This is a genomic window from Fictibacillus sp. FJAT-27399 (assembly GCF_001510655.1).
Taxonomy (GTDB): domain Bacteria; phylum Bacillota; class Bacilli; order Bacillales; family Fictibacillaceae; genus Fictibacillus_C; species Fictibacillus_C marinisediminis.
Genome location: NZ_LMVC01000006.1, coordinates 163,198 through 187,833, shown reverse-complemented (window position 1 = coordinate 187,833; position 24,636 = coordinate 163,198). Strand labels below are relative to the sequence as shown.

Annotated in this window: 21 protein-coding genes, 1 riboswitch and 1 other annotated feature; of the genes, 9 read left to right on the top strand and 12 right to left on the bottom strand. The window is 43.2% G+C overall.

Going from position 1 to position 24,636, the window contains the following annotated elements:
- Positions 1–554: 554 nt before the first annotated feature.
- Complete coding sequence (thrS, locus tag AR335_RS21130; RefSeq protein ID WP_062239802.1) at positions 555–2,474, bottom strand: threonine--tRNA ligase; 1,920 nt, start codon at positions 2,472–2,474, stop codon at positions 555–557.
- Positions 2,475–2,527: 53 nt separating this feature from the next.
- Positions 2,528–2,758: a binding site (T-box leader), on the bottom strand.
- Between the two features lie 342 nt (positions 2,759–3,100).
- Positions 3,101–3,775 (bottom strand): ribose-5-phosphate isomerase RpiA, encoded by a 675-nt coding sequence (rpiA, locus tag AR335_RS21125; RefSeq protein WP_062239800.1) that lies wholly within the window; start codon positions 3,773–3,775, stop codon positions 3,101–3,103.
- Positions 3,776–3,952: 177 nt separating this feature from the next.
- On the opposite strand from rpiA, the gene AR335_RS21120 reads away from it, so the two are divergent.
- The gene (locus AR335_RS21120) at positions 3,953–5,776 is read left to right on the top strand and encodes an APC family permease (RefSeq protein ID WP_062239796.1); all 1,824 of its coding nucleotides are present in this window, start codon (positions 3,953–3,955) and stop codon (positions 5,774–5,776) included.
- A 54-nt stretch (positions 5,777–5,830) separates the two neighbouring features.
- On the opposite strand, the gene AR335_RS21115 is transcribed toward AR335_RS21120, so the two are convergent.
- Positions 5,831–7,981 (bottom strand): type IA DNA topoisomerase, encoded by a 2,151-nt coding sequence (locus tag AR335_RS21115; RefSeq protein WP_062239793.1) that lies wholly within the window; start codon positions 7,979–7,981, stop codon positions 5,831–5,833.
- A 113-nt stretch (positions 7,982–8,094) separates the two neighbouring features.
- Positions 8,095–8,634 carry a DinB family protein gene (locus AR335_RS21110; RefSeq protein WP_062239790.1) on the bottom strand — a complete coding sequence of 180 codons (540 nt, stop codon included), beginning with the start codon at positions 8,632–8,634 and terminating at the stop codon, positions 8,095–8,097.
- A gap of 159 nt (positions 8,635–8,793) precedes the next feature.
- Between AR335_RS21110 and AR335_RS21105 the strand changes: the two genes are divergently transcribed.
- Positions 8,794–9,342, top strand: a complete 549-nt coding sequence (locus AR335_RS21105) for a GNAT family N-acetyltransferase (protein ID WP_062239787.1) — start codon at positions 8,794–8,796, stop codon at positions 9,340–9,342.
- Between the two features lie 118 nt (positions 9,343–9,460).
- Here the strand turns inward: AR335_RS21105 and AR335_RS21100 are convergent, their stop codons facing one another.
- Positions 9,461–9,907, bottom strand: coding sequence for an OsmC family protein (locus AR335_RS21100; RefSeq protein WP_062239785.1), 447 nt, complete (start codon positions 9,905–9,907; stop codon positions 9,461–9,463).
- A 202-nt stretch (positions 9,908–10,109) separates the two neighbouring features.
- On the opposite strand from AR335_RS21100, the gene AR335_RS21095 reads away from it, so the two are divergent.
- A complete protein-coding gene (locus AR335_RS21095; RefSeq protein WP_062239782.1) occupies positions 10,110–11,270 on the top strand; it encodes a SpoIIE family protein phosphatase in 1,161 nt (386 codons plus the stop codon).
- Between the two features lie 47 nt (positions 11,271–11,317).
- Here AR335_RS21095 and AR335_RS21090 read toward each other — a convergent pair whose 3' ends face one another.
- Positions 11,318–12,175, bottom strand: a complete 858-nt coding sequence (locus AR335_RS21090; RefSeq protein ID WP_062239828.1) for a CheR family methyltransferase — start codon at positions 12,173–12,175, stop codon at positions 11,318–11,320.
- Positions 12,176–12,190: 15 nt separating this feature from the next.
- A complete protein-coding gene (locus AR335_RS21085; RefSeq protein ID WP_062239778.1) occupies positions 12,191–14,935 on the bottom strand; it encodes a CHASE3 domain-containing protein in 2,745 nt (914 codons plus the stop codon).
- Positions 14,936–15,104: 169 nt separating this feature from the next.
- Positions 15,105–15,297: riboswitch (cobalamin riboswitch) on the top strand.
- A 158-nt stretch (positions 15,298–15,455) separates the two neighbouring features.
- On the opposite strand from AR335_RS21085, the gene metE reads away from it, so the two are divergent.
- The 3 genes from metE (at position 15,456) to AR335_RS21070 (ending at position 18,722) form a co-directional block, all read left to right on the top strand.
- Positions 15,456–17,711: a 5-methyltetrahydropteroyltriglutamate--homocysteine S-methyltransferase gene (gene metE / locus AR335_RS21080; RefSeq protein ID WP_062239775.1), complete on the top strand. Its 2,256-nt coding sequence runs from the start codon at positions 15,456–15,458 to the stop codon at positions 17,709–17,711.
- Between the two features lies 1 nt (position 17,712).
- Positions 17,713–18,207 (top strand): acyl-CoA thioesterase, encoded by a 495-nt coding sequence (locus AR335_RS21075; protein ID WP_053354998.1) that lies wholly within the window; start codon positions 17,713–17,715, stop codon positions 18,205–18,207.
- A gap of 140 nt (positions 18,208–18,347) precedes the next feature.
- Positions 18,348–18,722: a hypothetical protein gene (locus tag AR335_RS21070; RefSeq protein WP_062239774.1), complete on the top strand. Its 375-nt coding sequence runs from the start codon at positions 18,348–18,350 to the stop codon at positions 18,720–18,722.
- Positions 18,723–18,825: 103 nt separating this feature from the next.
- Here AR335_RS21070 and AR335_RS21065 read toward each other — a convergent pair whose 3' ends face one another.
- The 4 genes from AR335_RS21065 to AR335_RS21050 all read right to left on the bottom strand — a co-directional run bounded on the left by AR335_RS21065 (position 18,826) and on the right by AR335_RS21050 (position 21,986).
- On the bottom strand, positions 18,826–20,214 hold the full coding sequence (locus tag AR335_RS21065) for an L-cystine transporter (RefSeq protein WP_062239771.1): 1,389 nt from the start codon (positions 20,212–20,214) through the stop codon (positions 18,826–18,828).
- Between the two features lie 168 nt (positions 20,215–20,382).
- On the bottom strand, positions 20,383–20,823 hold the full coding sequence (locus tag AR335_RS21060; protein WP_062239769.1) for a GNAT family N-acetyltransferase: 441 nt from the start codon (positions 20,821–20,823) through the stop codon (positions 20,383–20,385).
- On the bottom strand, positions 20,810–21,760 hold the full coding sequence (locus AR335_RS21055; protein WP_062239767.1) for a nucleoside hydrolase: 951 nt from the start codon (positions 21,758–21,760) through the stop codon (positions 20,810–20,812). The genes AR335_RS21060 and AR335_RS21055 overlap by 14 nt, the downstream gene beginning before the upstream one ends.
- A 37-nt stretch (positions 21,761–21,797) precedes the next feature.
- Positions 21,798–21,986, bottom strand: coding sequence for a hypothetical protein (locus AR335_RS21050; protein ID WP_053355003.1), 189 nt, complete (start codon positions 21,984–21,986; stop codon positions 21,798–21,800).
- Positions 21,987–22,207: 221 nt separating this feature from the next.
- Between AR335_RS21050 and AR335_RS21045 the strand changes: the two genes are divergently transcribed.
- Complete coding sequence (locus AR335_RS21045) at positions 22,208–22,528, top strand: hypothetical protein (RefSeq protein ID WP_062239764.1); 321 nt, start codon at positions 22,208–22,210, stop codon at positions 22,526–22,528.
- 218 nt (positions 22,529–22,746) lie between these two features.
- Positions 22,747–23,178: a DUF4385 domain-containing protein gene (locus AR335_RS21040; RefSeq protein WP_062239761.1), complete on the top strand. Its 432-nt coding sequence runs from the start codon at positions 22,747–22,749 to the stop codon at positions 23,176–23,178.
- Here the strand turns inward: AR335_RS21040 and AR335_RS24560 are convergent.
- The gene (locus AR335_RS24560) at positions 23,162–23,368 is read right to left on the bottom strand and encodes a hypothetical protein (protein WP_156419127.1); all 207 of its coding nucleotides are present in this window, start codon (positions 23,366–23,368) and stop codon (positions 23,162–23,164) included. The two genes, AR335_RS21040 and AR335_RS24560, sit on opposite strands and share 17 nt — an antisense overlap.
- 131 nt (positions 23,369–23,499) lie before the next feature.
- Here AR335_RS24560 and AR335_RS21035 point away from each other — a divergent pair, with 131 nt between their 5' ends.
- A complete protein-coding gene (locus tag AR335_RS21035; RefSeq protein WP_062239758.1) occupies positions 23,500–24,609 on the top strand; it encodes an AI-2E family transporter in 1,110 nt (369 codons plus the stop codon).
- Positions 24,610–24,636: the final 27 nt, after the last annotated feature.

Below are 24,636 nucleotides of genomic sequence, written 5' to 3'. Positions count from 1 at the left end.
CCTAAATCTAATTGGTTTATAGTAGAATTATTCAAAAGACAAAGTCTCCTCTCATGGTTCTGGACAAACCCGAGAGTACTTTGTCTTTTTTTATTTGTCCACTATAAAATGCTTACACATACTTTTATACATCATCGTAAAATTCCGCTTTTGGACAGTATTTTGGGATTTCTGGACAGTATTTCTTATGTAAGGCTACCTGCCAAACAAAAAAACCGGCTGATCTTCGTAAAAGATCGTATTTTTGAACAATAATCCTGTAAATTTGAAAATAAAAAAATGTCGTTACGATCTTTCAGGTGTAAGGGACTAGTCTGGCGCTCATATCTCCGCAAAAGAGCTTGAAGAAGCCAAAATACCCCACTAAACCATGGCTAAAAACCACAGCATGAAAATTCACTCAAAATCCTTCATTTTTGATAAAAAATGACCATGTTGCTTCCCAATTACAGGGTTGGCCTAAAAAAACCTGATTTCGCACAGCCATCACAAAAAAAAGAGGCGCTTTCTCATCACACCCCTTTAGGATGATAAGAAACTCCTCTTCTTTATGGTTATTGTCTATTTTCAACTTCCTCCTGCAGCTGTTTGATCAGCTGTTCCACTTCTATAAAACCGGAAGATTCCTCTCCATATTTCCTGGCATTTACACCCTGGCGTTTTATCTCTTCATCTCCGACAACTAAAATAAAGGGTGTCTTCTGTAATTGTGCTTCTCTGATTTTATAGCCCAGCTTTTCTTCTCTCAAATCAGCTTCTACTCTTATTCCTGCAGATTTCAATCTCTGAACCACATCCTCTGCATAGGGCTGGTGATGCAATAATGACACAGGTAGAACCTTCACCTGGACTGGTGCCAGCCATAATGGAAACGCACCTGCATAATGTTCAATCAGAATTCCTAAAAAACGGTCAATTGAACCGAGAATCGCGCGATGAATAACGACCGGACGCTGTTTTTCATTCTTTTCATCAATATAATGCAGATCAAACTTTTCAGGCATCTGGAAATCCAGCTGCACTGTCGCGCACTGATGGCTTCTGTTTATGGCATCCCGGATATGAAAATCAATCTTCGGACCGTAGAATGCACCATCACCTTCATTGATCCTGTAATTCAATCCGGCTTTCTTCAGAACATTTTCAAGGGCATTCTCTGCCTTTTCCCAAAGCCTCTCATCCCCCATCGAATCCTCTGGACGAGTAGAGAGTTCAACCTCAAATTGAAATCCAAAAGTTCGGTACACCTCACCCACGACATCAAGCACTGACTCTAATTCACTTTCAATTTGATCCGGTGCAACGAAGATATGGGCATCATCCTGGCAAAATGCTCTTACACGCAGCAGCCCGTTCAGCGCTCCGCTGTATTCATGCCGGTGCACCTGGCCGAATTCTGCGAGTCTTAAGGGAAGATCCCGGTACGACCGGCGTTTGTTTTTATAGATGAGCATATGCCCTGGACAGTTCATCGGCTTTAATGCAAAACCAGCCTGATCCACTTGTGAGAAATACATATTTTCCTTGTAATGATCCCAATGGCCCGATTGCTCCCACAGCCGCTGATTCAGCATAAGCGGTGTCCTTACTTCTTCAAAGGAGTGGCTCATCTGAAATTCCCTCAAAAATCGTTCCAGTTCATTTCTTAACAACTGGCCCTTTGGCAGGAAAAATGGCATTCCAGGAGCCTCTTCAGAAAACATAAACAGATCAAGCTCTTTTCCGAGTTTGCGGTGATCTCGCTTTGCTGCTTCTTCAAGAAAGAGAAGATGCTCTTCGAGTTCCTTTTTTGAGGAAAAAGCAACTCCATAGATCCGCTGCAGCATTTGATTCTCTGAATCGCCCCGCCAGTAGGCTCCAGATATAGAAGTTAACTTAAATGCTTTAATAAGCCCAGTTGAAGGAAGATGCGGTCCTCGGCAAAGGTCCATAAACTCTCCCTGTTTATAAAATGTAATCTTTTCATCCTCAGGGATATCGTTGAGCAATTCCAGCTTCAAATGATCCCCTTTTCCACGCCAATATTCCACTGCCTCTCCCCTTGAAACCTCAATCCGCTCAATCTTTTTATTCTCTTTGATTATCTTGTTCATCTCGGCTTCAATGGCAGGTAGATCTTCAAGTGTGATCGAAACCGGCACATCCATGTCATAGTAAAATCCATTCTCAATGACCGGCCCCACTCCAAGTTTTACATTGTCATATAGCCGCTGAACAGCCTGAGCGAGGACATGTGCAGCGCTATGCCTCATGATGTTGATTCCCTCATCGGAATCAAGTGTTAAAATCTCTACGGCTGCGGCCCTCTCTACAGAGAAGCTCAAGTCGTAAAGGACATCGTCAATCCTTCCTGCTGCAGCCTTCTTTTTTAGACCAGGACTGATTGAAACCGCAATTTCATCCATTGATACACCATACGGGTACTTTTTTTCGGAACCATCGGGAAATTGAATGCTGATCTGATTTTCTTTCATCTTATAACCCTCCATTTTAGTTTTTAAATAACAAAAAGCACACCCATCCCTAATCTAGGGACGAGCGTGCTTATACCCGTGGTTCCACCCTGGTTCCCGCCATAATTGCATTTGACGGCTCCATTCGCTGTAACGCAGCTCATACGGAATGGGCTATTGGAATCCAGTTTCACCCATTCAGCTCCCAGGCGGTAAATCACTCTCCTGTGTTAGGAAGTTCTCAGCTTTCCTTCCTTCTCTGTATAACCGGTTTGAGTCATTCTTGTCCTGTTCACAGCTATTTTCTATTTCGGGAAAGGAAAAAGAAAAAACGCACCCATCCCCGGCAATAGGGACGAGTGCGTTTTACCCGTGGTTCCACCCAGATTCCCATCAAGAGGTTTTACAACGAATTGATGGCTCCAGTGCTTTAACGCAGCGGCTGCGGTATAGGCTAGTCTTATTTCACCGATACAGCTCATGGATGGTAAGCGATTCTCCTGCGTTGGGAAGTTCTCAGCACCCTTCCTCTCTGTGCAACCGGCAAGAATCACTCATGTTCCTTTCAAAGCTTTTCATAACGTTCAGTTTTATTAAGATAGAATATACAGTATTATCCACATTGATACAATCTTTTTTTTGAAAAATTATAATTTCTTTCGATGAATGATGGTTGGGCCGCCAGCCTCTCCTACGATCAAAAGGTCAGCCATATTTAAGAACAGCCCATGTTCCACTACGCCTGTGATCCCATCGAGCCAAGAAGCGGTTTTTTCAGGATGTTTGATACTTTCCATTTTTAAATCAATCACATAATGTCCGCTGTCTGTTATAAAATAAGCATCTTCCTTTTTTCGAAAAGACGGTTGGAGCCCTTCTTTTTCAAACAGACGGAAAACCTGATGAGATCCGAATGGCAGCACCTCTACTGGCAGGGGAAATGTACCGAGTGACTCAACCCGTTTAGCGGAATCAACGATCCATATGATTTTGGAAGAGATGCTCGCTACTACTTTTTCATACAGTAGGGCGCCTCCTCCTCCTTTTATCCCATTCAATTCAGCATCTACTTCATCTGCTCCATCAATGGTAAGGTCGATTTGATCGATTTCATTAATGGAGATAAGCGGTATATTAAGTGACTCTGCCAATTTTGTTGTGGAATCTGAAGTGGATACTCCCTTAATCTGAAGTCCTTCTTTTACCCGCTCCCCTAGTTTTTGAAGCATAAAATAGACAGTAGATCCTGTCCCAAGGCCAATTGTCATTCCTTCTTCTATGAAATCAGCAGCTTTTTCGCCTGCCATCTGTTTTTCGTTCATCATTGTTTTCTCCTTTAGAACTCTGGGTATCTTATTTCATACTACCCTTTTTGTTCTTCGATTACGCGAACAAGTATAAGAATAAATGTAAAATGGGTAAAATTAAAAGATTACAACTTTCTTTTTTTTTCAGGGTTTCATACTTTATCATTCAAAATTAATTCTTGGCGGTGAATCATGTTAACCTCATTGAAACGATTTTTAATCGGACGTCCGTTAAAATCTAACGAGGCCGGAGAACATAAATTGAATAAGTTGAAAGCGCTGGCAATTCTTTCATCTGACGCGCTCTCCTCTGTTGCTTACGGAACTGAGCAGATTCTCTTGGTACTCGTAACATTTGGGACGGTCGCCTTCTGGTATTCCCTGCCTATCGCAATTGGAGTCCTTGTACTATTACTGGCACTTATATTATCTTACCGGCAGATTATCTTTTCCTATCCTCACGGCGGTGGAGCCTATGTCGTTTCTAAAGAAAACCTGGGAGTCAATTATGGTCTGGTTGCCGGGGGATCTTTACTCGTTGATTACATATTAACCGTAGCTGTTAGCGTATCTGCAGGAACAGACGCCATCACTTCAGCCTTTCCTGCCCTCCATGCGCATAACGTCGTGATTGCCGTAGTGCTCGTTATTCTCATTACGATTTTAAATCTTAGAGGCTTAACGGAGTCGGCGAGTATTTTGGCCTACCCGGTTTACCTCTTTGTTGTGGCCCTTATCATTATGATCGGGGTCGGTCTGTACCATATTGCAACCGGAGGTGTTCCGGTATCTGCACACACGCCTGTCGGTACACCGGTTGCTGGTCTGACGCTGTTCCTGCTTCTCAGAGCTTTCGCTTCTGGATGTTCTGCTCTTACTGGAGTTGAAGCAATCTCTAATGCTATTCCGAACTTTAAGGAGCCCCAGCCGAATAATGCTGCCAAAACGCTGATCATGATGGGATCATTATTAGCTGTTTTATTTACTGGAGTTACCTTCCTTGCTTATTGGTATGGCATCGCACCTAAAGTAGAGGAAACCGTTGTATCACAAATTGCTGCTGAAACGTTCGGCCGTAACTATATGTATTATTTTATCCAGGGAACAACCGCACTAATTCTAGTCCTTGCAGCCAATACTGGTTACTCAGCGTTCCCTCTTCTCGCTTATAACCTGGCGGCAGATAAATTCATGCCGAGAATGTACACGATGCGTGGAGACCGCCTCGGTTATTCAAATGGAATCATTACGCTCGGCATCGGTTCTATCATTCTGATTGTTGCGTTCAGAGGGCAGACTGAGAACTTGATTCCCTTATATGCCGTAGGGGTATTCATTCCATTTACCTTGTCACAAACAGGTATGATCTTAAAGTGGCTTAGAGAAAAACCAAAAGGCTGGATTTCAAAACTAACGGCCAATCTGATCGGTGCCTTGATCACACTGACGGTTCTCATCATCTTTTTTGTCACTAAATTTACTCAAGTCTGGTCCGTTCTGATCTTCTTGCCGTTAATTATCCTACTGTTCCACCGGATCCATCGCCATTATAAGGACGTCGGTGACCAGCTTCGCCTGGAATCAGAACATCCGCCTCTCGCCATCGAAGGAAATGTTATCATTGTTCCGGTTGCCGGGATGACTCGGGTGGTTGAAAACTCACTTAATTACGCTAGAACCCTCTCTGACCAGGTCATTGCCGTTTATGTAGCCTTTGACCGACAGGAGGAAAGACAATTTGAAGAGAAATGGGAGGAGTGGCAGCCGGACATCCGTCTCGTCACACTGCACTCACAATACCGGAGCATTATACAGCCGCTCACCAAATTTATCGATACTGCCCAACACAAGGCAAAAGAATCGAACTATTGGGTGACGGTGTTGATTCCGCAATTCATTACGAAAAAGAATTGGCACAACATTCTTCATAACCAGTCAAGTTTGCTCATCAGAGCTTATCTTCTGTATAAAAGAAATGTGGTTGTTACTACTGTTCCATATCGATTTAAAAAATAAGAAAAGGATGGCCAGCTTTCTGTCTGGGCATCCTTTTTTTATGTTATCAGTGTTCTACATTTTGAATTCAATTTTCCCGGTCTCTTTATTGAGGGTAAGGGCGGCCGCAAACGGTTTGCCCTGCTTGCTTTTAAACCCTTTTAACTTGGTGGTTTCGCCCTTTTCCAACAGGCGTTTCACCTGAGCTGCCGATAGCTTTTTCCGTGCGATTTTGCCGGAAATGGAAAACTTGCACCCTTCTTTATAACCGCTGCATCCATAGAAGTCATTTCGCTTAATATAGATAATTTCTTTTCCGCAGTACGGACATTTACCGATGGGTTCTGCTGTTTTAGACAACGGAATATTCTCTACCTTCCAGCTTGCAGCACCGGCAATGGCATCGCTGATCACTTTTTCTGTCATTTTGCGGGTCAGCTCCATAAACTGTTTCGCATCTGCTTTTCCTCTTCCAATCTCACGGAGCCGCTGCTCCCAAACCGCAGTTGTTTCAGCAGATGTCAAAATGGATTCTTCACCGATCGCGGCAATTAATCCCTTCGCTTTTTCGGTCGCAAATACTTGGTTTTTTTCTACTCTGATGTAATCCAGCTCTTCAATTTTTTTTATGATGCTGCTTCGTGTCGCCTCAGTGCCAAGACCTTGAACTTGTTCGAGCACCTTGCTCAGCTCTTCATCCTCAATCGTTTTGCCGGCTGTTTTCATGAGGGTGACGAGACTTCCGAGCGTGTAGCGTTTAGGCGGCTGTGTTTTTCCTTCCCGGATTGCAATGTTCTCCACTCTTCCTTTGTCGGCTTCAGTTAGATCCGGAAGAAGGGTGTTTTCATCGTCCTCTTTTTTATCTTCTTTCTTTTTGTTTTCAAAAAGGACCTTGCGCCATCCTTCCTGTACGATGACTTTTCCTTTTGACATGAATTCATCCCGCTCATTTACTTTTGTAACGATTGTAGTGGTATCCATAATCGCCTTATCATAGTGGGCAGCAATCACGCTCCTCACAATCAGATCGTATATGTTCCGCTCATCTCGGCTTAACTTTACAGGATTAGCCACGTTTTCCGTTGGAATGATGGCATAGTGATCAGATACTTTCGCAGCATTTACAAAACGCGGATTCCCTATGAGAGATCGCTTGGGTGAAGGAAGCAGATGTTTATATTCCTCAAGGTCACCCAGCTGCTTCAATATGCCCGGCATCATTTTCGCCTCTTCTTCAGTGATATACGGGCTATCCGATCTTGGATAACTGACCACTTTTTTTAAATAGAGATCACTTGTAATGTTCAGTGTTCTTTCCGGGGAGTACTTATACACTTGATTCGCTTTAGCTTGGAGAGCAGAAAGATTAAACAGCATCGGCGGATGGAATTCTTTTCTCTCCTTTTTTATGCTTTCCACGGAACTAGACTGATTTTCAGTCCGCTTTTTTATGTCCTCTGCCAGATCTTTCGTTTTGAGGCGGCTGCTGTTTTTATCATGCCATTTTCCGCTGTACTTCTTTCCATTCACATCAAATGAACCGATCACTTCAAAGAAAGGTTCCGGCTTAAACTTCTCGATCTCATGTTCGCGTTTAACAACAAGCGCGACTGTCGGTGTCATGACTCTTCCTGTCGGAAATGTCTCTCTAATTCCTTTTTTCTGCATTAAAAGTGTGTAGGCTCTCGTCGTATTCAACCCGACAAGCCAGTCGGCACAGGCTCTGGAATAGGCTTCAAAAAAGACCGGGAGTGTTTCCTGGCCTTCTTTCAGGTTTTTGAATCCATCCAAGACTGCTTTTTTTGTTAATGATGAGATCCATAAGCGCTTTACCGGTTTTCTGCAGTTCATATTGAGGAGAAGAGATTTGTAGATAAGTTCTCCTTCACGACCCGCATCGGTCGCACCGATGATTTCAGTAACTCCGGGTTCAAAAGCCAGCTTTTTAATCGTTTGAAATTGATCCCATTTAGAGGGAGAAACTTTATACCTGAAACGGTCCGGCATCATCGGCAGCGTTTCAAGTTTCCATTTTTCCCATTCCGGTTTATAGTCCTTTGGCGGCACCAGTTCCAGAAGATGGCCGACACACCATGTTAAATAGGCTCCTTCAGGAAAAAATTCCTGAGGAGGAATCTCATAATATCCTTTTAGTTTCTTAACCTTAGAAAAAGGCCCTGCAAGAGCTTGGGCCTGTGATGGTTTTTCAGCGATAATAAGTTTCATGGTTCACTCCTTGAAGCAGACATATATTCGTCATTATGCTTCATTTAATCCATAGATTCGAACATTTGTACTCTTTTTTATTATACCATTTTACTTTCATGAATAAAATGTTCTTACAGACCCGTCTCCCCGCTCTGTGCAAAAAGGTTCTGCTCTTCATACAAATAAAAAATGTAATCGGTAGACACACCTGCCCCGTCCATCTGTCTGAGCATGGCGGTAAGATTTCCTCTATGGTAGGTTCCATGATTGACAACATGCAGAATAAAATCCTGCAGCGGCGCCTTAGCTTCCCCGAATTTCGGATGCGAAATCGTGATCACCTGAAGTGGATCTTCTATCCCGTTTAAATACAGCTTATAGCTGCTGGATACTTCCATAAATAATTTCTCAATTTCAATCAATGATACGTCTTCCAGCCTCTTATTCCATTCATTCAGCGAGTGGATCGTTTCTTCGTATGTTCTTCCAGAAATCGTCCATAGCCAGATCAGATCCGTCTTCAGCATGTGGACCAATGTATCCATCAAGCTTGGAAACACACTTTTTATTTCTTGCTTCATCCGTTCTTCTGGCAGTTTCTTTAATTGTTCAAACCATTTCTTGTTGGCCCAGAGATGATAGTCCATCCATTTTGATGCTTGATTTTCCATATATTAAATCTCCTTTTATCATGGATTATTTTCATAGTAGTCCTTCGATATGACAATGAGATCTTCCTGCAACCCTGCCCTTTCTTCTTAAAACAAGGAAAATCTCTTCGGAAAGAAGAATAATCTAAATAATGACACTACAGCTTGGAGGAACAACTCATGGCAGAGAAACAGACACAAAAGAGAATCCGATTACGAGAATTACGAAAAACCGACTGGAAGGATGTACATGCGTACGCTTCTCAGGAGAGCACATGCCGCTTTCAGCCGTGGGGCCCAAATGCCGAGGATGATACGCTGGAATTCATATGCCAGGTTATAAAAGATACAAAGCATAATCCCAGGTCTCGCTATGCTTTTGCGATCATTGAAGAAAAAGATGAAAAACTGATCGGAGTGGCAGAACTGAACATCAGGGATTTCACTAACAAAATCGGAGAGATCGGCTATGTCATCCATCCAGATTATTGGGGCCGAGGCTACGCAACCGAGGCGGGCGGACTTCTCCTCCACTTGGGTTATACCGTGCTGCGTCTTCATCGAATCTATGCAACGTGCCACCCTGACAATGAAGGGTCAGCAAGAGTTCTCGAAAAATTAGGAATGACAAAAGAAGGTGTACTGAGAGAAGATCTAAAGATGGGAGGTGGATGGCGGAACTCGCTGCTCTTCAGTATTTTGGAGCATGAATGGACGGGTATGCCATAACGTAAGATGGCAAAACGAGAGTAAACGTCTTTATCATTGGAGGAAAAGTGTACTGGTCATGGATGGCATAACAGACTAAAAAACCAGCAAGAAAATTTTAACATGCTGGTTTTTTGTTTTATGCAATTGTTATGGTTGCTTCGAGCTCCACTTCGACATTTCCTTGTATGGCTCTTGTAATCATGCATGAAGTTTCTGCTTTTTCAGCCAGTCTTTTGGCGAGCTGCTGATCTGCATGTGTCGCCCCAGTTTTTAAAACAATAACAGGGCGATGTATGATTTTCTTATACGTGATCACACCTTTTGTTACATCCACGACCCCAACTGAATCCATCGTAAGGCTTTCTTTATCCAGGCTGCTTCTCTCCATCATGGCAGCAAGAGTAATAATATAACAGGTTGCTGCTGCACCAAGCAGCATTTCATCAGGATTGGTACCCACTCCTGGTCCATCCATTTCAGGAGGAATCGAGATTTTCATTTTCAGGTTCCCTGTTTCAATTTCACCTACATCATTTCGCAAACCAGGCCAGTTGGCTTTTAAATGAAAGGTATGTTCAGCCATATGATCAGCTCCTTATCTTGTTCTCCACTCTTATTGTAACCATCCTGGACCATTCACTCACTTAATCTGCCCTGAAAAACAAATAAAAAGAATTAATTATACCTTCTTCCCTGATTTTCAGTATAATGATAGAATAGTATATTTTTACATATTCACAGTTTTTTCTGTTAATAACAGAAAATGTTGAAGGAGAAAAGAAGACATGGCTATTCTTATGGTAGATGATAATTCCGTAAATCTATTTGTTATAGAAAAAATATTAAAAAGTGCCGGTTATGAGAATACGGTTTCGCTTTCATCCGCCAGCCAATTGTTTGATTACCTTGAAATGGGGAATCCCCACCCGAAAAAAAGTGATGTAGACTTGATTCTATTGGACATCATGATGCCCGAGATCGACGGAATTGAAGCCTGCAGACGTATTCAAGAGATTGAAAGGCTAAAAGATATTCCCATCATTTTCATCACCGCCCTTGAAGATACTAACAAACTTGCCGAAGCGCTTGATGTGGGCGGAATGGACTATATCACAAAACCGATCAATAAAGTTGAACTGCTAGCCCGTATACGGGTGGCGCTAAGGTTGAAGTATGAAAAAGACTGGCATATCGAGCAGGAAAAGAAGATCAGGGATGAGCTCGACCTTGCCATGCAGGTTCAGAGAAGTCTGTTAAATCCTCCGCTTCAGCAAGAAAATATCCAGATTAACGTCTCCCATCTTCCCTCATTTAAGCTTGCGGGTGACATGTACTACTGGCATCGCTTTAGTGAGCACCGGTATGGTGTCATCCTGCTGGATATGATGGGGCATGGGATTTCCTCCTCACTTGTATGCATGTACATTTCCTCTGTAATGAGAGATGCCATCAAGATGATTGAAGACCCGGAACTGGTAATTAAAGAGCTGAATCGCTATATGGCGCTGCTTTATAATCAAAAGAACTTCTATAATTACTATTTTACGTGCATTTATTTGGTCATTGATACAAAGAGCAAAACCGTAGAATATGTGAATGCAGGACATCCTCCTGGATTTGTACTCATTGATGGTGCTGAGCAATGCCTGCTTGAACGCGGCAGCTGTGCCGTAGGTTTCTTTGATCAATTGGAAGTGGAAAAATCAACGATCCATTTTGAAAAGGATATCCAGCTTCTTCTTTTTACTGACGGTGTTATTGAAGCGAACAAGGATGAGAATCTCTTACTCGATAAACTGCAGTTTATCGCTTCCCAAAAATGGAACCAAACCATCACGTCCCCCATTCATATGGTCATACCGGAAGAAGAGCTGGTGAACCAGCAGGACGACATGTGCATTCTAATGATTCAGGCAGCAGCCAGTAAAGTTCCTTCTGTCATTTAACATTTCAATAAAAGGCTAAAGACGGACGATCAATTCGCCCGTCTTTTTTAATCTAGTTTTCTATATATTTTTTCAGCTGCATCAAACTCAGTATAGTATGAATTCTTTTCGGAAAAGCGAAGAGATTCTTTGTTGCCGAGTCCAAGGAAGCCACTTGGACATAGACTCTCATAGAACAACCCTTGCACTTGATTTTGAAGTTCACTTGTAAAATAAATCAATACATTACGGCAAATAATGACATGAAACTCATTAAAGGAAGAATCGGTGACGAGATTATGCTGAGCAAAAATAATATTGCGTAAAAGGGAAGGATGGAAATAGGCAAAATGCTCATCGGCCGCATAATACTCTGAAAATGCCTCTTTTCCACCTGCCTGCATGTAGTTCTTTGTATAGGTCTGCATCTTTAGCAGAGAAAATGTTCCCTGCTTTGCCTTCTCCAGTACTTTTTCATTCATATCTGTAGCATAGATTGTGGTTTTATCGGCCAAGCCCTCTTCCTCAATCAATATCGCCATTGAATAGACTTCTTCACCCGTAGCACAGCCCGCATGCCATATACGAATCTCGGGCATTTTCCTTAACTCAGGAACCACACGTTGCCGGAAGGCCTTGAAAAATTCGGGATCACGGAACATTTCAGTTACATTGATTGAAAAATCGTTGAGCAATTTTTCGAGAAAACCCTTTTCATGGATAACTTTCTCGAGCAGTCTCGTTATCGTTGGAATTCGTTCCATACGCATTCGGTTCTGGATCCGGCGGATAATAGATGATCTCATATATTTTCTGAAATCAAAGCCGGAAAGCCGATAGATCGCTTCTAAAAGGAGATCGGCCTCCATGTTTTCCACGAATCCAATTTCAAGTTCTTCTTCACTTGCAATAATTTGATCATTCATCATCTATGTTCGTCCTTACTTGTTTGTAATCCATACCCTCATGACCGAAAAGAGCTGTTCAATCTTCAAAGGCTTGCTGATATAATCCGATGCTCCGGCTTCAAGACATTTCTCACGGTCATTCTTCATCGCTTTTGCAGTCAGAGCGATAATAGGGACACCGGAGTTTTCTTCGTTCTCCCGGATCCTTCTCATGGTTTCATATCCATCCATAACCGGCATCATGATATCCATCAGGATCATATCAATGTTCTGCTCCCTTTCCAGCAGTTCCAGACATTCTGTTCCGTTAGAAGCCGTAATAACCTTTATTTTTTCGTTTTCCAGTGCTGTTTTTAAAGCAAAAATATTGCGGTGATCATCATCAACTATCAATACGGTTTTTCCCTTAAAGGAGCTGATATCAGCTGGAGCCTGTTCTGCAGCCGGCCGATCGTTCTTATTAAGTTCCTCAAGTACTTTGTTTTCTTCCTGAACTTCAGGAGTAATGGCAGCAGCAACCTCGCTCACTGCTTCATCCAGCTCTTGAACCGGCGCAAGTCCGTTAGGGAGGCTAGGAATATACAAGGTAAAAGTGCTTCCTTTCCCTTCTTCACTTTCGAGCTCCAGCCGGCCGCCCAGCAGTTTTACAAATTCAAGGGATATGGATAGGCCCAGGCCTGTACCCCCATATTTACGGACAGTTGCTCCATCTCCCTGCTGGAATGCTTCAAAAATTAAATCATGTTTGTTCTTGGATATTCCGATTCCCGTATCTTTAACCGTAATTTTAAGCAAGTGGTCTGCACCGTTCTGAAGGTCAAAAACAGGTTCTTTTTCGATATGCAGAGAAATCTTGCCTTCTTCGGTAAACTTAAAGGCATTGGATAGAAGATTTTTAATAATTTGCTGGAACCTCTTCTCATCCGTATAGAAAATATCTGGTACATCTTTCTCTTTAATGATTTCAAACTCAAGGTTCTTTTGATCGGCGATGGGTCCGAAATTCCGCTCAAACTGCCCAGGAAGCTCACTCATGTTCATCTCGCTGAAATACATTTCAAGTTTACCTGCTTCGACTTTTGAAAGATCCAGAATATCGTTAATCAGGTTAAGCAGGTCTTGGCCTGAGGTGTGAATCACCCTCGCAAACTCCTCATCTTCAGAAGAAAGGCTATTCGAAGAATTCTCAGCAAGCATCTCAGAAAGGATCAGAATACTGTTAAGCGGTGTTCTCAGCTCATGTGACATATTGGCAAGAAATTCAGACTTGTACCTGGAGCTTAATGTCAGCCGCTTGGCTTTTTCTTCAAGCTGTACTTTTGCGTTCTGAAGTTCTGCCGATTTTCCTTCTGCTTCAATGGAACGCTGTTCAAGCTGCTCATTAATCATGCGCAGTTCTTCGGATTGCATCTGCAGTTCTTCGGATTGTGTCTGAAGCTCTTCGGATTGTGCTTGAAGTTCTTCTGTCATCGCCTGAGACTCTTTCAGCAGGCGGACAATTTCCATTCTGCCAATCACACTGTCGATGGTCAGGCCAAAAGTTTTTGTTGCGTTTTCGATCAGCTCAATATGCTGTTCTGTAAATGTGTCAAGTGAAGCAAGTTCCAAAACTGCGATCACTTCCTGCTCATTCAGAACAGGGGCAATCAGCAAGCTCTTAGGACGAACTTCTCCAAGCCCTGTACCAATAACTTGATAATCTGCCGGCAGCCTGTCCACCACAAGGATGCGTTTCTCAGACACACATTGCCCGATAAGGCCTTCCCCCTGTTTAAACGCCTCTCGCCCTGGTTCTCCGACAGGCTCTGAAAACGAACCTTTTTTTACGTATCGGGATTGTTCTCCGCTCCCTTCCCGGATATAGAGAGCACCCATAGAGGCCTGCGTTAAGTGGGCAACACCTGTAACAAATTTCTCTCCCAGCACTTTAATCGTAGATGTTCCCTGATATCTTTCGACTACCTGATTCGTGCTGGACTGCAGCCATTCCCTCTGCTCGACTTTATCAAGCAGTTCATTGGTCGCTTCGGCCAGGTCTTTGATTTCATCTTTCGTTTTTACATGTATGCGCTGGGTAACGTCACCGTTAGATGACATAGCCGTAATGGAACTTACAACAGCCTTAATGGTATTAATGATCGAGCCTGAAACAAAAGACGCAATAAGTGATGAAACAGCCACAACAATAACCAATAAAGAAAAGAGCCCTGTTTTCAGGAATTTGTTCTGCTCGTCAAGCCTGTCCGCCCGTTCTTTCGTCAAGCCTTTTTCAGTGGTTCTGAACGTGTCAAACTGGCTGCGGATCTGTTCTACACTTTGGCTGCCTACATCTTTTTTAATAAGAGAGAGAACTTCTCCATCCTTGTTTTCCTTCTTCAGCTGAATGGACGGATTTCCTGTTGTCTGGAGCCAATTGTGAATGGATTTATTAATTTCCTCAAGCCTATTTTGCTGTGCTGGATTATCGGCAATCAGCCCATAGAGCTTTTTATAATCGTTTTCCAAACTGTTCACTGCCAGGTTAAAGGGTTTAAGATAGCTCTCATCCCCGGTAATAATAAAACCGCGCTGCCCGTTTTCCATATCGAGAACCTGCTTTTCAATCTCGTTTGTCAGCGAATGAATTTCTATGTCATGATTAATAATAAAATTCCGCTCTTTTTGCATAGAGGCAATCTGATTATTTACTGCTACTATTGATATGATCAGACAAAGAATAATCACTAGATATCCGGCAAAAATTTTTGCGCGGATTCCAAATCTGTTTCTCCCTATCATTCTATCATCCTGCCTTTATTATTTTCATAGTTATCCACATTTATTATAAACAACATTTACCTATATAGATAGCTGGAAGTAAAGTATTTCCACATCTTCTCTCTGCTTTTGGTGCGTTGACTTCCTATTTTAGATATGATAGGCTTGTCTAAATTTTCAAAATCAAATTACATAATAGTGGAGACAAGGTTCCATTGCACAAATGCAAAGGATGAAAAGGGAAGCCCGGTGAAAATCCGGCACGGTCCCGCCACTGTAAAAGGAAACGAGCTCATAATGACCACTGGCCGGCAGGCTGGGAAGGGATGCAGCTCGGTATAGAACCCTTGAGTCAGGAGACCTGCCTTGTTTCAACAACACTGTTTTAACCTACGGGAGATAGGGAGGTGTTAGATTCTTGCATACAATGGGGTTTACTCTACCCTTTTTTAGGCATTTCTAACGTTCTGTCACTGGCGTTGGGAATGCTTTTTTGTTTTTATTGCCATATTTAGTATCTAAAAGAATGGAGAGATGACACATGAAAACGAGCAACTTGGGATATCCCCGTATCGGCAGCAATCGGGAGTGGAAAAGAGCACTGGAAGCATTTTGGAAAGGAGAACTGACGGAAGCCAGTTTTCTGCAGCAGATGGAACAGATCAGGCTTGCAAATCTGCAAAAGCAAAAAGACATGGGCATAGATATTATTCCAGTCAATGATTTTACACTTTATGATCACATGCTCGATATGTCAGTGATGTTCGGGCTGGTGCCAAAAAGATTTGAAGCAGTGGAAAATCCTCTCTCCCTTTACTTTGGCATGGCAAGAGGAAAACAAGAAGCCGTCGCGTGTGAAATGACCAAATGGTTTAACACAAACTACCATTATATCGTGCCGGAATGGGAAGACCGTGCGCCGAGGTTAGTGGAAAACAGGCCTCTTACCGCTTACAAGGAAGCAAAGGAGAAGCTTGGGATTGAAGGAAAACCGGTTATTGTCGGGCCTGTTACTTTTATAAAATGTGCAAAAGGATACCTTCCCGAACAGGAAGACACGCTGCTTTCCCAACTTGTCCCGTTATACTGCCGAATTCTTCAGGAACTGGAACAGGCGGGCGCCCAATGGATTCAAATCGACGAGCCCATTCTCGTTACTTCCCTATCCGAAGAAGAACTATCAGCATCCAAGAAAATCTATGAACAGTTCCATAAAGCCGCTTCCGGTCTTAATATTATGCTGCAGACGTACTTTGAGAGCGCAGAGCATTACAAAGAAATCATTCAGTTCCCTGTCCAGGGGATCGGACTGGATTTTGTCCATGGCGAAAAAACACTGGATGAGATGCGTCTGCATGGGTTCCCAGAGGATAAAGTGCTGGGTGCAGGCATACTTGACGGCAGAAATATATGGCGTGCTAATTTGAGCCAAAAGCAAGAGCTTATACTCCAGCTTGAAGAACTGGCTGCATCCGAACGAATATGGATCCAGCCTTCCTGCAGCTTGCTTCATGTCCCTGTTTCAGCCAAACACGAACATTCCCTTCCGCAAGAACTATACAACAGTCTTGCCTTTGCTGACGAAAAACTGGAAGAACTGCGATTGCTGTCATCACCTTCGCAACAAGAAGCAATAAAGAAGTATGATGATGCTCTTTACTTGCTAAACAGCTCTAGGGCAAGAAACCGGACGGAAGTTTTATGGGAGGTTGAAAAAGCTCAAGGCAAAGACCTCAAGCGGAATCAGCCGTACATCAACAGAAAACAAAAACAGCAGGAAGTTTGGAACCTCCCACTCCTCCCTACGACAACCATTGGAAGCTTTCCCCAGACCGCGGAAGTAAAGCAGGCCCGGGGGAAACATAAGCGAGGGGAATGGACGAAAGCACAGTATGATCAATTTGTTAAAAGCCAAATTGAAAAGTGGATTAAAATCCAGGAAGATATTGGCTTAGATGTTCTTGTTCATGGGGAGTTTGAACGGACAGACATGGTGGAATTTTTCGGACAAAAACTTAACGGGTTTGCTTTCTTAGAGAATGGATGGGTTCAGTCCTATGGATCTCGCTGCGTTAAACCGCCTGTCATCTACGGTGATGTCGATTTCAGTGAACCAATGACCGTAAACGAAAGTGTGTATGCACAGTCTCTGACCGATAAACCGGTAAAAGGAATGCTGACCGGGCCGGTGACCATCTTAAACTGGTCCTTTGTCCGGGATGATATTTCAAGAGAGAATGTCTGCTATCAAATAGCAAATGCCCTGCAAAAAGAAGTGCTTGCACTGGAATCTGCCGGCATTACCATGATCCAAGTAGATGAACCCGCATTAAGAGAGGGTCTGCCACTGAAGAAAAGCAAGTGGCAGCATTATATAGACTGGTCTGTTAACTGCTTTTTGCTGACCACCTGCACTGTAAAAGAAACCACCCAGATCCACACCCATATGTGCTATTGCGATTTCAACGAGTTTCTTGGCGTCATCAGCAAGCTGGATGCCGATGTGATCTCTCTTGAAACATCCAGAAGCCATGGTGAGCTGGTCTCTGCCTTCACGTGGCAGACATATGAAAAAGGAATCGGCCTTGGGGTTTATGATATTCACAGCCCTCGAATACCTGAAATTGAAGAGATGAGGGTGATGATTGAAAAAACTCTCGAAGTATTGCACGAAGACCAGGTGTGGGTAAATCCTGATTGCGGACTGAAAACAAGAAACATATCAGAAACCATTCAATCTCTCAAAAATATGACAGCTGCTGCGGCTCTGGTCAGAAAGAAAGAGGCAGTCTCGTAACATGGCTTCTCAAATTCCTGCCTCCTTTCCTTCTGAAGCAAAGACCGTTCAGCAATCGAAAACCTGCTTAACAGATTTAGTTTTCCCGCCGGATACGAATCACCACCATACTGTCTTCGGCGGAAAAGTCATGGCTTATGTAGACAAGATCGCCTGCATAACTGCCATGCGGCATTGCCGTAAACCGGTCGTGACTGTTTCGAGTGATTCCTTTGAATTTCTTGGCCCGATCAAAACCGGTGAAGCTATCAATCTTGAAGCCTATGTCACTTGTGCCCACCGAACATCCATGGAAATTTTCGTTAAAGTAGAATCTGAAAACCTTCTAACAGGCGAAAAACGGCTTACGTCAAGGGCCCTGTTTACCATGCTTGCCGTAGATGCGGAGGGCAGGCCATCACCGGTCCCTCCCCTCGTGCCAGTGAACCAAGAAGAAATTCACCGCTATCAGCAAGCAAAGGAGCGGTACGAAAAGCGCAAAAAGAAAAAAGCATGATGAATGACAAAAAGACAGGCCCTTTTTCTCAAAATCGGGCCTGTTTTTACTTTTGATTAAGAAAAACAGAATTTTCTGTTTTCAAATACATATTCTTTTGTTATCATTGTCTTTAAAACTTTAAAGGGAGGACGCGTTAAATGGTTAACTATAATGGTCGGCGTTTTGTATCCGTGAAAAGTTCAGAGAATGGAGAAACATCTTCGAAAACCTATTTTACGTATAAACAGGAGGATGACATTTTAAGCGCAACGTATTCAGGAGGAGATGTTCTCAAGGGAAACATGATCGGCATCGTAAAAGAAGACGGCAGCATTGATTTTACCTATAGCCATATTAATCGAAAGCATGAAATCAAAAGCGGCAAATGTTCTTCCACTCCAAAAACTCTTCCGGACGGGAGAATTCAGCTATTTGAAAGATGGAATGGATTTGGGATGGAAGAAGCTGAAGAAGAATCAATTGTAGAAGAAGTTTCTGACCTGGTGTTTACTCCGCAGATTATTTTTAATTAGATTGTGAATAGTCATTGAAGAACAGCCGGGATGATTGAGCTTATCCCCGGCTGTTTTTATTTTCAATTGAAATAGGCAATTAATTGACAAAGTTAATAAAGCTTTATGCTTCTGCTTTTAGTTCATTGACCGGTGCGTTGTAGACTTCAGTATCCAATTCTTTTCTCGCCTTGCTCGTCAGAATACCGGCAGTCATGGCCCCGCTAACATTCAAAGCGGTTCTTCCCATATCAATCAGAGGTTCAACAGAAATGAGCAAACCAGCCAATGCGACAGGAAGGTTCATAGAGGAAAGAACGAGAAGTGCAGCAAATGTTGCGCCGCCCCCAACGCCTGCAATCCCGAAGGAACTGATTACGACGATAACAATCAGGCTGAGTATGAAAGACGGAGTAAGCGGATCAATTCCTGCAGACGGCGCGATCATAACAGCAAGCATGGCCGGATAAATTCCCGCGCACCCGTTCTGTCCGATGGTAAGCCCGAAGGAGCCTGCAAAGTTGGCGATTCCTTCAGGTACTCCAAGGCTCTTTTGTGTACTGATGTTAAGAGGAAGCGCACCTGCGCTCGTTCTGGAAGTAAAGGCAAAGGACAGAACCGGAATCGCTTTGCGAATATACGTGACAGGACTTAACCCAGAGAATGTAATAAACAGCAGGTGAATGATAAACATGAGTGCCAATGCTATATAAGAGGCGATCACAAATTTCCCAAGTTTTGCGATGGCGTCCAGATCACTAAGAGCTACCGTTTTGGTCATCAGTGCGAGGACTCCATATGGTGTTAACCGGAGAATCAATGTAACAACCCGCATGACAATAGCATGAACCGCTTCCACAATACTGGCGAACAGTGCAGCTTGATCTGCCTGTTTCCGTTTGACTCCCAGGTAGGCTATTCCTACAAAAGCGGCAAAAATGACAATCGCAATCGTTGAAGTCGGACGGGCCCCCGTAAAATCAAGAAACGGATTTCCAGGAAGAATGTCAAGAACCTGCTGTGGCAATGTCTTGTCTTTGATCTGGTCAAACGTGGTCTGAAGCTCTGTTGCACGTGCGAGCTCTGGAGCGCCTTTCGTGATCTGGACCGCTTCGAGATGGAAGGATAGTGCTGCTGCAATTCCGATCGCAGCCGCGATGGCTGTTGTTCCGAGCAATATTCCGATAACCGAACCACTGATTTTGCCGACGTTGTTACTGAGTTTTAATTTTGTAAAAGCAGACAAAATAGAAACGAAAACAAGCGGCATTACCGCCATCTGAAGGAATTTTACATATCCTCCTCCCATGATGGAGTACCAGTCGGCCGAGTTGGCCAGCACCTTGGATGCAGGCTCATAAACAAACTGGAGAATGAGTCCAAACACAATTCCTGCAGCTAAAGCCGCAAAGACACGTTTTGAAAAGGATACTTTCTTACGCTGAAGGTAATACAAACCGCCAGCAAGCAGCAATAACACAACAATGTTCACGATGGTTAAAAAGACATTCACTGTTCTTCCCTCCTTTTAGTTTCCCGCTGCTCTCTCATGAACATAAAAAGGCTCACTTCTTTTGAATAAAAGAGTGAGCCTTCAGCATTTCTGATCAGCAGAGGTATAGTGATGTATTCACTTGATACACTATATTCTGGATTTTTTTATCGTATTCTTAAAATTCTATTACGTTAACGTTTTATACATCACGATATGCGGTCCAATCGGCGGCAGATCAAACACCTCACCGTGTTCACGAAGACCAAGCTTTTTATAATAACCCGCCACTCCAACTCTTGCATTACACCACCAGGAATCAGTATGCTGCTTCTTCAGCATGTCTTCGGCACTTATTAGAAGTCTGCTTCCCGCCTTTTCTTTCCTGTATTCTTCAAGGGTCGCCATTCCGCGCAGACGGTACTGCACGTTTCCTTCAATATCAGGATGATTCTCTTGATAAAAGGAAGCGATAGAAATGAGTTTATCACCCTTATAGGCTCCAAGATGAAACGTTCCATGATCATGATCGCCAGGAAACTGGCAATCTTCCAGCGTTTGATTGGGCCGAAGCACTTTGTGTCTAATCTCGTAGGTTTGTTCAGCGGGAATTACTTTAATGTCCAGCATGAAGGTTCCCCTTTCTACTGGCAGGAAGAATTCGATTGAGGAAATGTGTCCTGAAACGTTCTGCATCAACTTCAATGCCGACAGAGATTCCCTGATCTGTTTCCACACCCCTGCTCTGGCCAAGCTTTTCCTGTTCTGTCGATACTCGGACATTCATCGGTTTTGTACTGATAAACGTGGGATCAACTGCAACTCCGACGGCTAATGGATCATGAAGAGCACAGCCGCCGAGACCTGGATTCTTTCTTTCATAAAAATCCATATAGAAACTGCACATATCCGCAAATATTTCAGCAGTCTTTAATCCGCAGCCTCTCCACTCCGCCAATGTTTCTCTCAGCAACAGGGTCTTCATCGTCACATCCAGACCGACCAAAGTAATAGGCAGCCCTGAGTTAAGTACAAAATCCGCCCCCTCAGCATCCGCATAAAAATTGGCTTCTGCAGCAGGTGTAACATTTCCCGGGACAGTGACTGCGCCGCCCATAATCACGACTTCATTCACCAATCCTGTAATGGAAGGATCTTTTTCAACAGCGAGAGCCAGATTGGTCTGTGTACCAACCGTGATAAGAGTGATCTCATTTGGATGTTTTTTCACCATAGAGATGATAAAATCACTGGCATGCTGTCCTGGTGAGAAGGGTTCGGGCAGCGGCAGCTGAATGTTTCCCAAACCATCTTCCCCATGGACTTCATAAGCTCTATGGCGAGTGCTTTCTCTGCGAAACGGCCGTTCTGCGCCTTGAAAAACTGAAATATCTGCTCTCTCTAATAATTGAAGAACCTGAAGTGTATTTCTTGTCGCTTCTTCTGCTGATACATTTCCAAAACCTGTTGTAATGCCGAGTACGTTTAATTCCGGAGAATGGATCGCATAAGCGATCGCCAAAGCATCATCAATCCCCGTATCCACATCAAGTATGACAGATTTCACGGCTGTTCCCTCTCTTCATTTTCAGTTTCTCTTACATTTAACGGTTTCCGATATAAATGCCTAAACCGATGATACAGACGAGAATCAAAACAACATAAATTGCAGTAAGCCTGCTCAGATTATTTTTCGTTGAGGACCCGTATTTTTCATCCTTTTGGAGACCAATGGCAACGGTAAGCCCTGTTACGATCAAACCAGCAATTATAGCAGTCACGATATATCCCATACTCATCCCTCTTTCTCTTCAACTATACGTAACTAATGGTAATTCAAGGAACGGAAATTGCCAAGTAACCGGAGGCATTATTCACAAATTAGTTGAATAAAAACACAGTGGCCAAACCTAAAAATGTAAAAAATAGTAAAAAATTCTTATGCGATTTTTCCTGTTCTCCTTTAGGATACAGATGGATGTGAAAATTTTAGAGACTATTGGGGGCCGTTTATATGGTGCATGAAACACTTCCTGACTGGGTCTGGCTGCTATTTTACTCTTTTATAGCGCTGACTTTATTGGCAACCATCACAAATCTGTTCAAAAAAGTACATTTAAAAGCTTCCATTATTAATCTTGCATTTGTCATCGCAACACCTGTAATCAGTTTTACTTTTGCTTTAGGACGTCCTGAAGGCAACACGGAATGGGATCATTTGATTACTGGTATGCTGAGCGGTTCCCCATGGGCCATCCTCATTCTGCTAGGCTGCTCTTTTATGCTCTATTGGTGGTTTAGATTTTCATTCCTCTTCGTCAGCCTTAATTCATAAAAAAGCAGGATGGCTCGCTTGCCCTCCTGCTTTTTACTGTTTAATAGAAAGGTAAAATTACCGGGTACGGACTACGCTGAACGGCACCAGATTTCTGTGGCTTCAAGCATCTGGGTACTGGACTTCGGGATTATGGTTCATGCTATGATAGCCATAGATTCTCGTTTTAAGACTCCCTATAATAGGGAACAATGGTGGTAATAAGGAGGCGGTGCGAGATGGCATTTGATTATGACTTAGACTTCAAAACAATAAATTTTCGCAAGCATCCAGAAAAATACCGTGTCGGCCGTGGTGAACAGGGAGTCCTTTTAGCAGAACCCTATAAAAGTGAGATTCTGCCTCATTGGCGGTTTAAAACTCCAGAAATTGCATTGAAATCCTCTCAAAAGATTTACGGACTCTTTTTGAACTACAAAGAGAAAGGCGATCTTGTCGGAATGGATATGGCAAGAAAGTTTCTGCAGATGGGCTATACACGTGCCCGAAGATATGCCAACTACAAAGGAGGAAATAATTACGGTGAAGACGGCAAAGTCAACGAACGGCAAATCGATGACACAAAAGCAGAATCTGCTGCTATTTTTATGAAAAGCTCTTTTCTAAAAGATTGTTGCTTTGGGAACATTTTTGTTAAGAGCCTTCATTGACAAGTTGATTGGAGTGCAAGGTGCGAGACTCCTCGAAAATGAATTTCACATTTTCTTCGTGCGATATAACGCTGCCGAAGCCTTCCTTGTCCTGCGGGAGCAGCGGGACAGGTGAGACCCACAGGCGCCATGCGCCGAGGAGGCTCACCGCACGCCCCGCGGAAAGCGAGCATCCTGAAACGGAAATCAACCACCCCTAAGAGCAACAAAGGTTACGAAAACAGCCTTATGAAAAGATGGAAACAGGCAAGAGAAGTGGTTAAATGATAAAATAATAAACATAGCTTTCATACTGCAAACAATCGAAACTGAGGTGATGTTATGCCAAACACAAAAGCTTTTCGGATAGGCTACGCAATTATCATTTTATTGGTCATTGTTTTACTCTCATCCAAGGTGGAATTTATCTTCCGTCCGGTGGAAATTATTTTTACGACCTTATTCTTCCCATTCTTGATCGGCGGGGTTATTTTTTATTTATTAAGACCGATCGTCTATTACTTAGATCGCCACAAGGTACCGAAAGTGCTTTCCATCCTGATCATCTATCTGCTGTTCATCGGGCTCGGGACTTTGCTTGTTTTCCTATTAGGCCCGCAGCTGCAGAGCCAATTTAAAAGCCTGATTAACAATGCTCCGCAGATCGTAGACTCGCTTAAGGATAAAGTGAACAGCCTGAAGCAGAATGAATGGTTTTCACGTTTTCAGCAAAATGATTACATTACGATCGACAGCCTTACCTCCAAGGCAAGCGATTACGCCAAAGGCTTTGCCGGCAACATCGGCACCAAGATCTCCAGCCTGATCGGCATCATTACGAGCGTTGCTACAGTTATCGTTACGGTTCCGTTTATCGTGTTTTATTTGCTGAAGGATAGTGAAGGACTTGGCAACAGAGTAGAGAACTTCCTTCCCTATTTAAAAGCAGCAGAAGCGAAACGAATCTTAAAAGATATGGATGAGGCACTGAGCTCTTATATTCAGGGACAAGCAACCGCAGCCTTTTTAGTAGGTGTAATGATGTACATCGGCTACAGCATTATCGGCCTTGATTATTCTTTAATTCTTGCCATAGTCGCTATGATTACCAATATCATTCCGTTTCTTGGTGCGTTTATCGCCTTTATACCAGCTATTATCATTGGTTTGATCATGTCGCCGCTCATGGCCTTAAAGGTAGCCATCGTGGTCATTGTGGTGCAGCAGATTGATGGAAACGTAACTTCTCCACTGATCATGGGAAGAAAACTGGATGTCCATCCGTTAACTGTCATCCTTATCCTGCTAGTTGCCGGCAACATGGGCGGTTTTCTCGGCATGATACTGGCCGTTCCATTTTATGCCCTTCTTAAGGTTATCGTCAGCCATACGTACCGCTTATATCAATTGAATAAAGAAAAAGACCGTAATGGTATTCAGATCGTTGATTAATTTAAAACAGTAAGCCGGTGTCCCGGC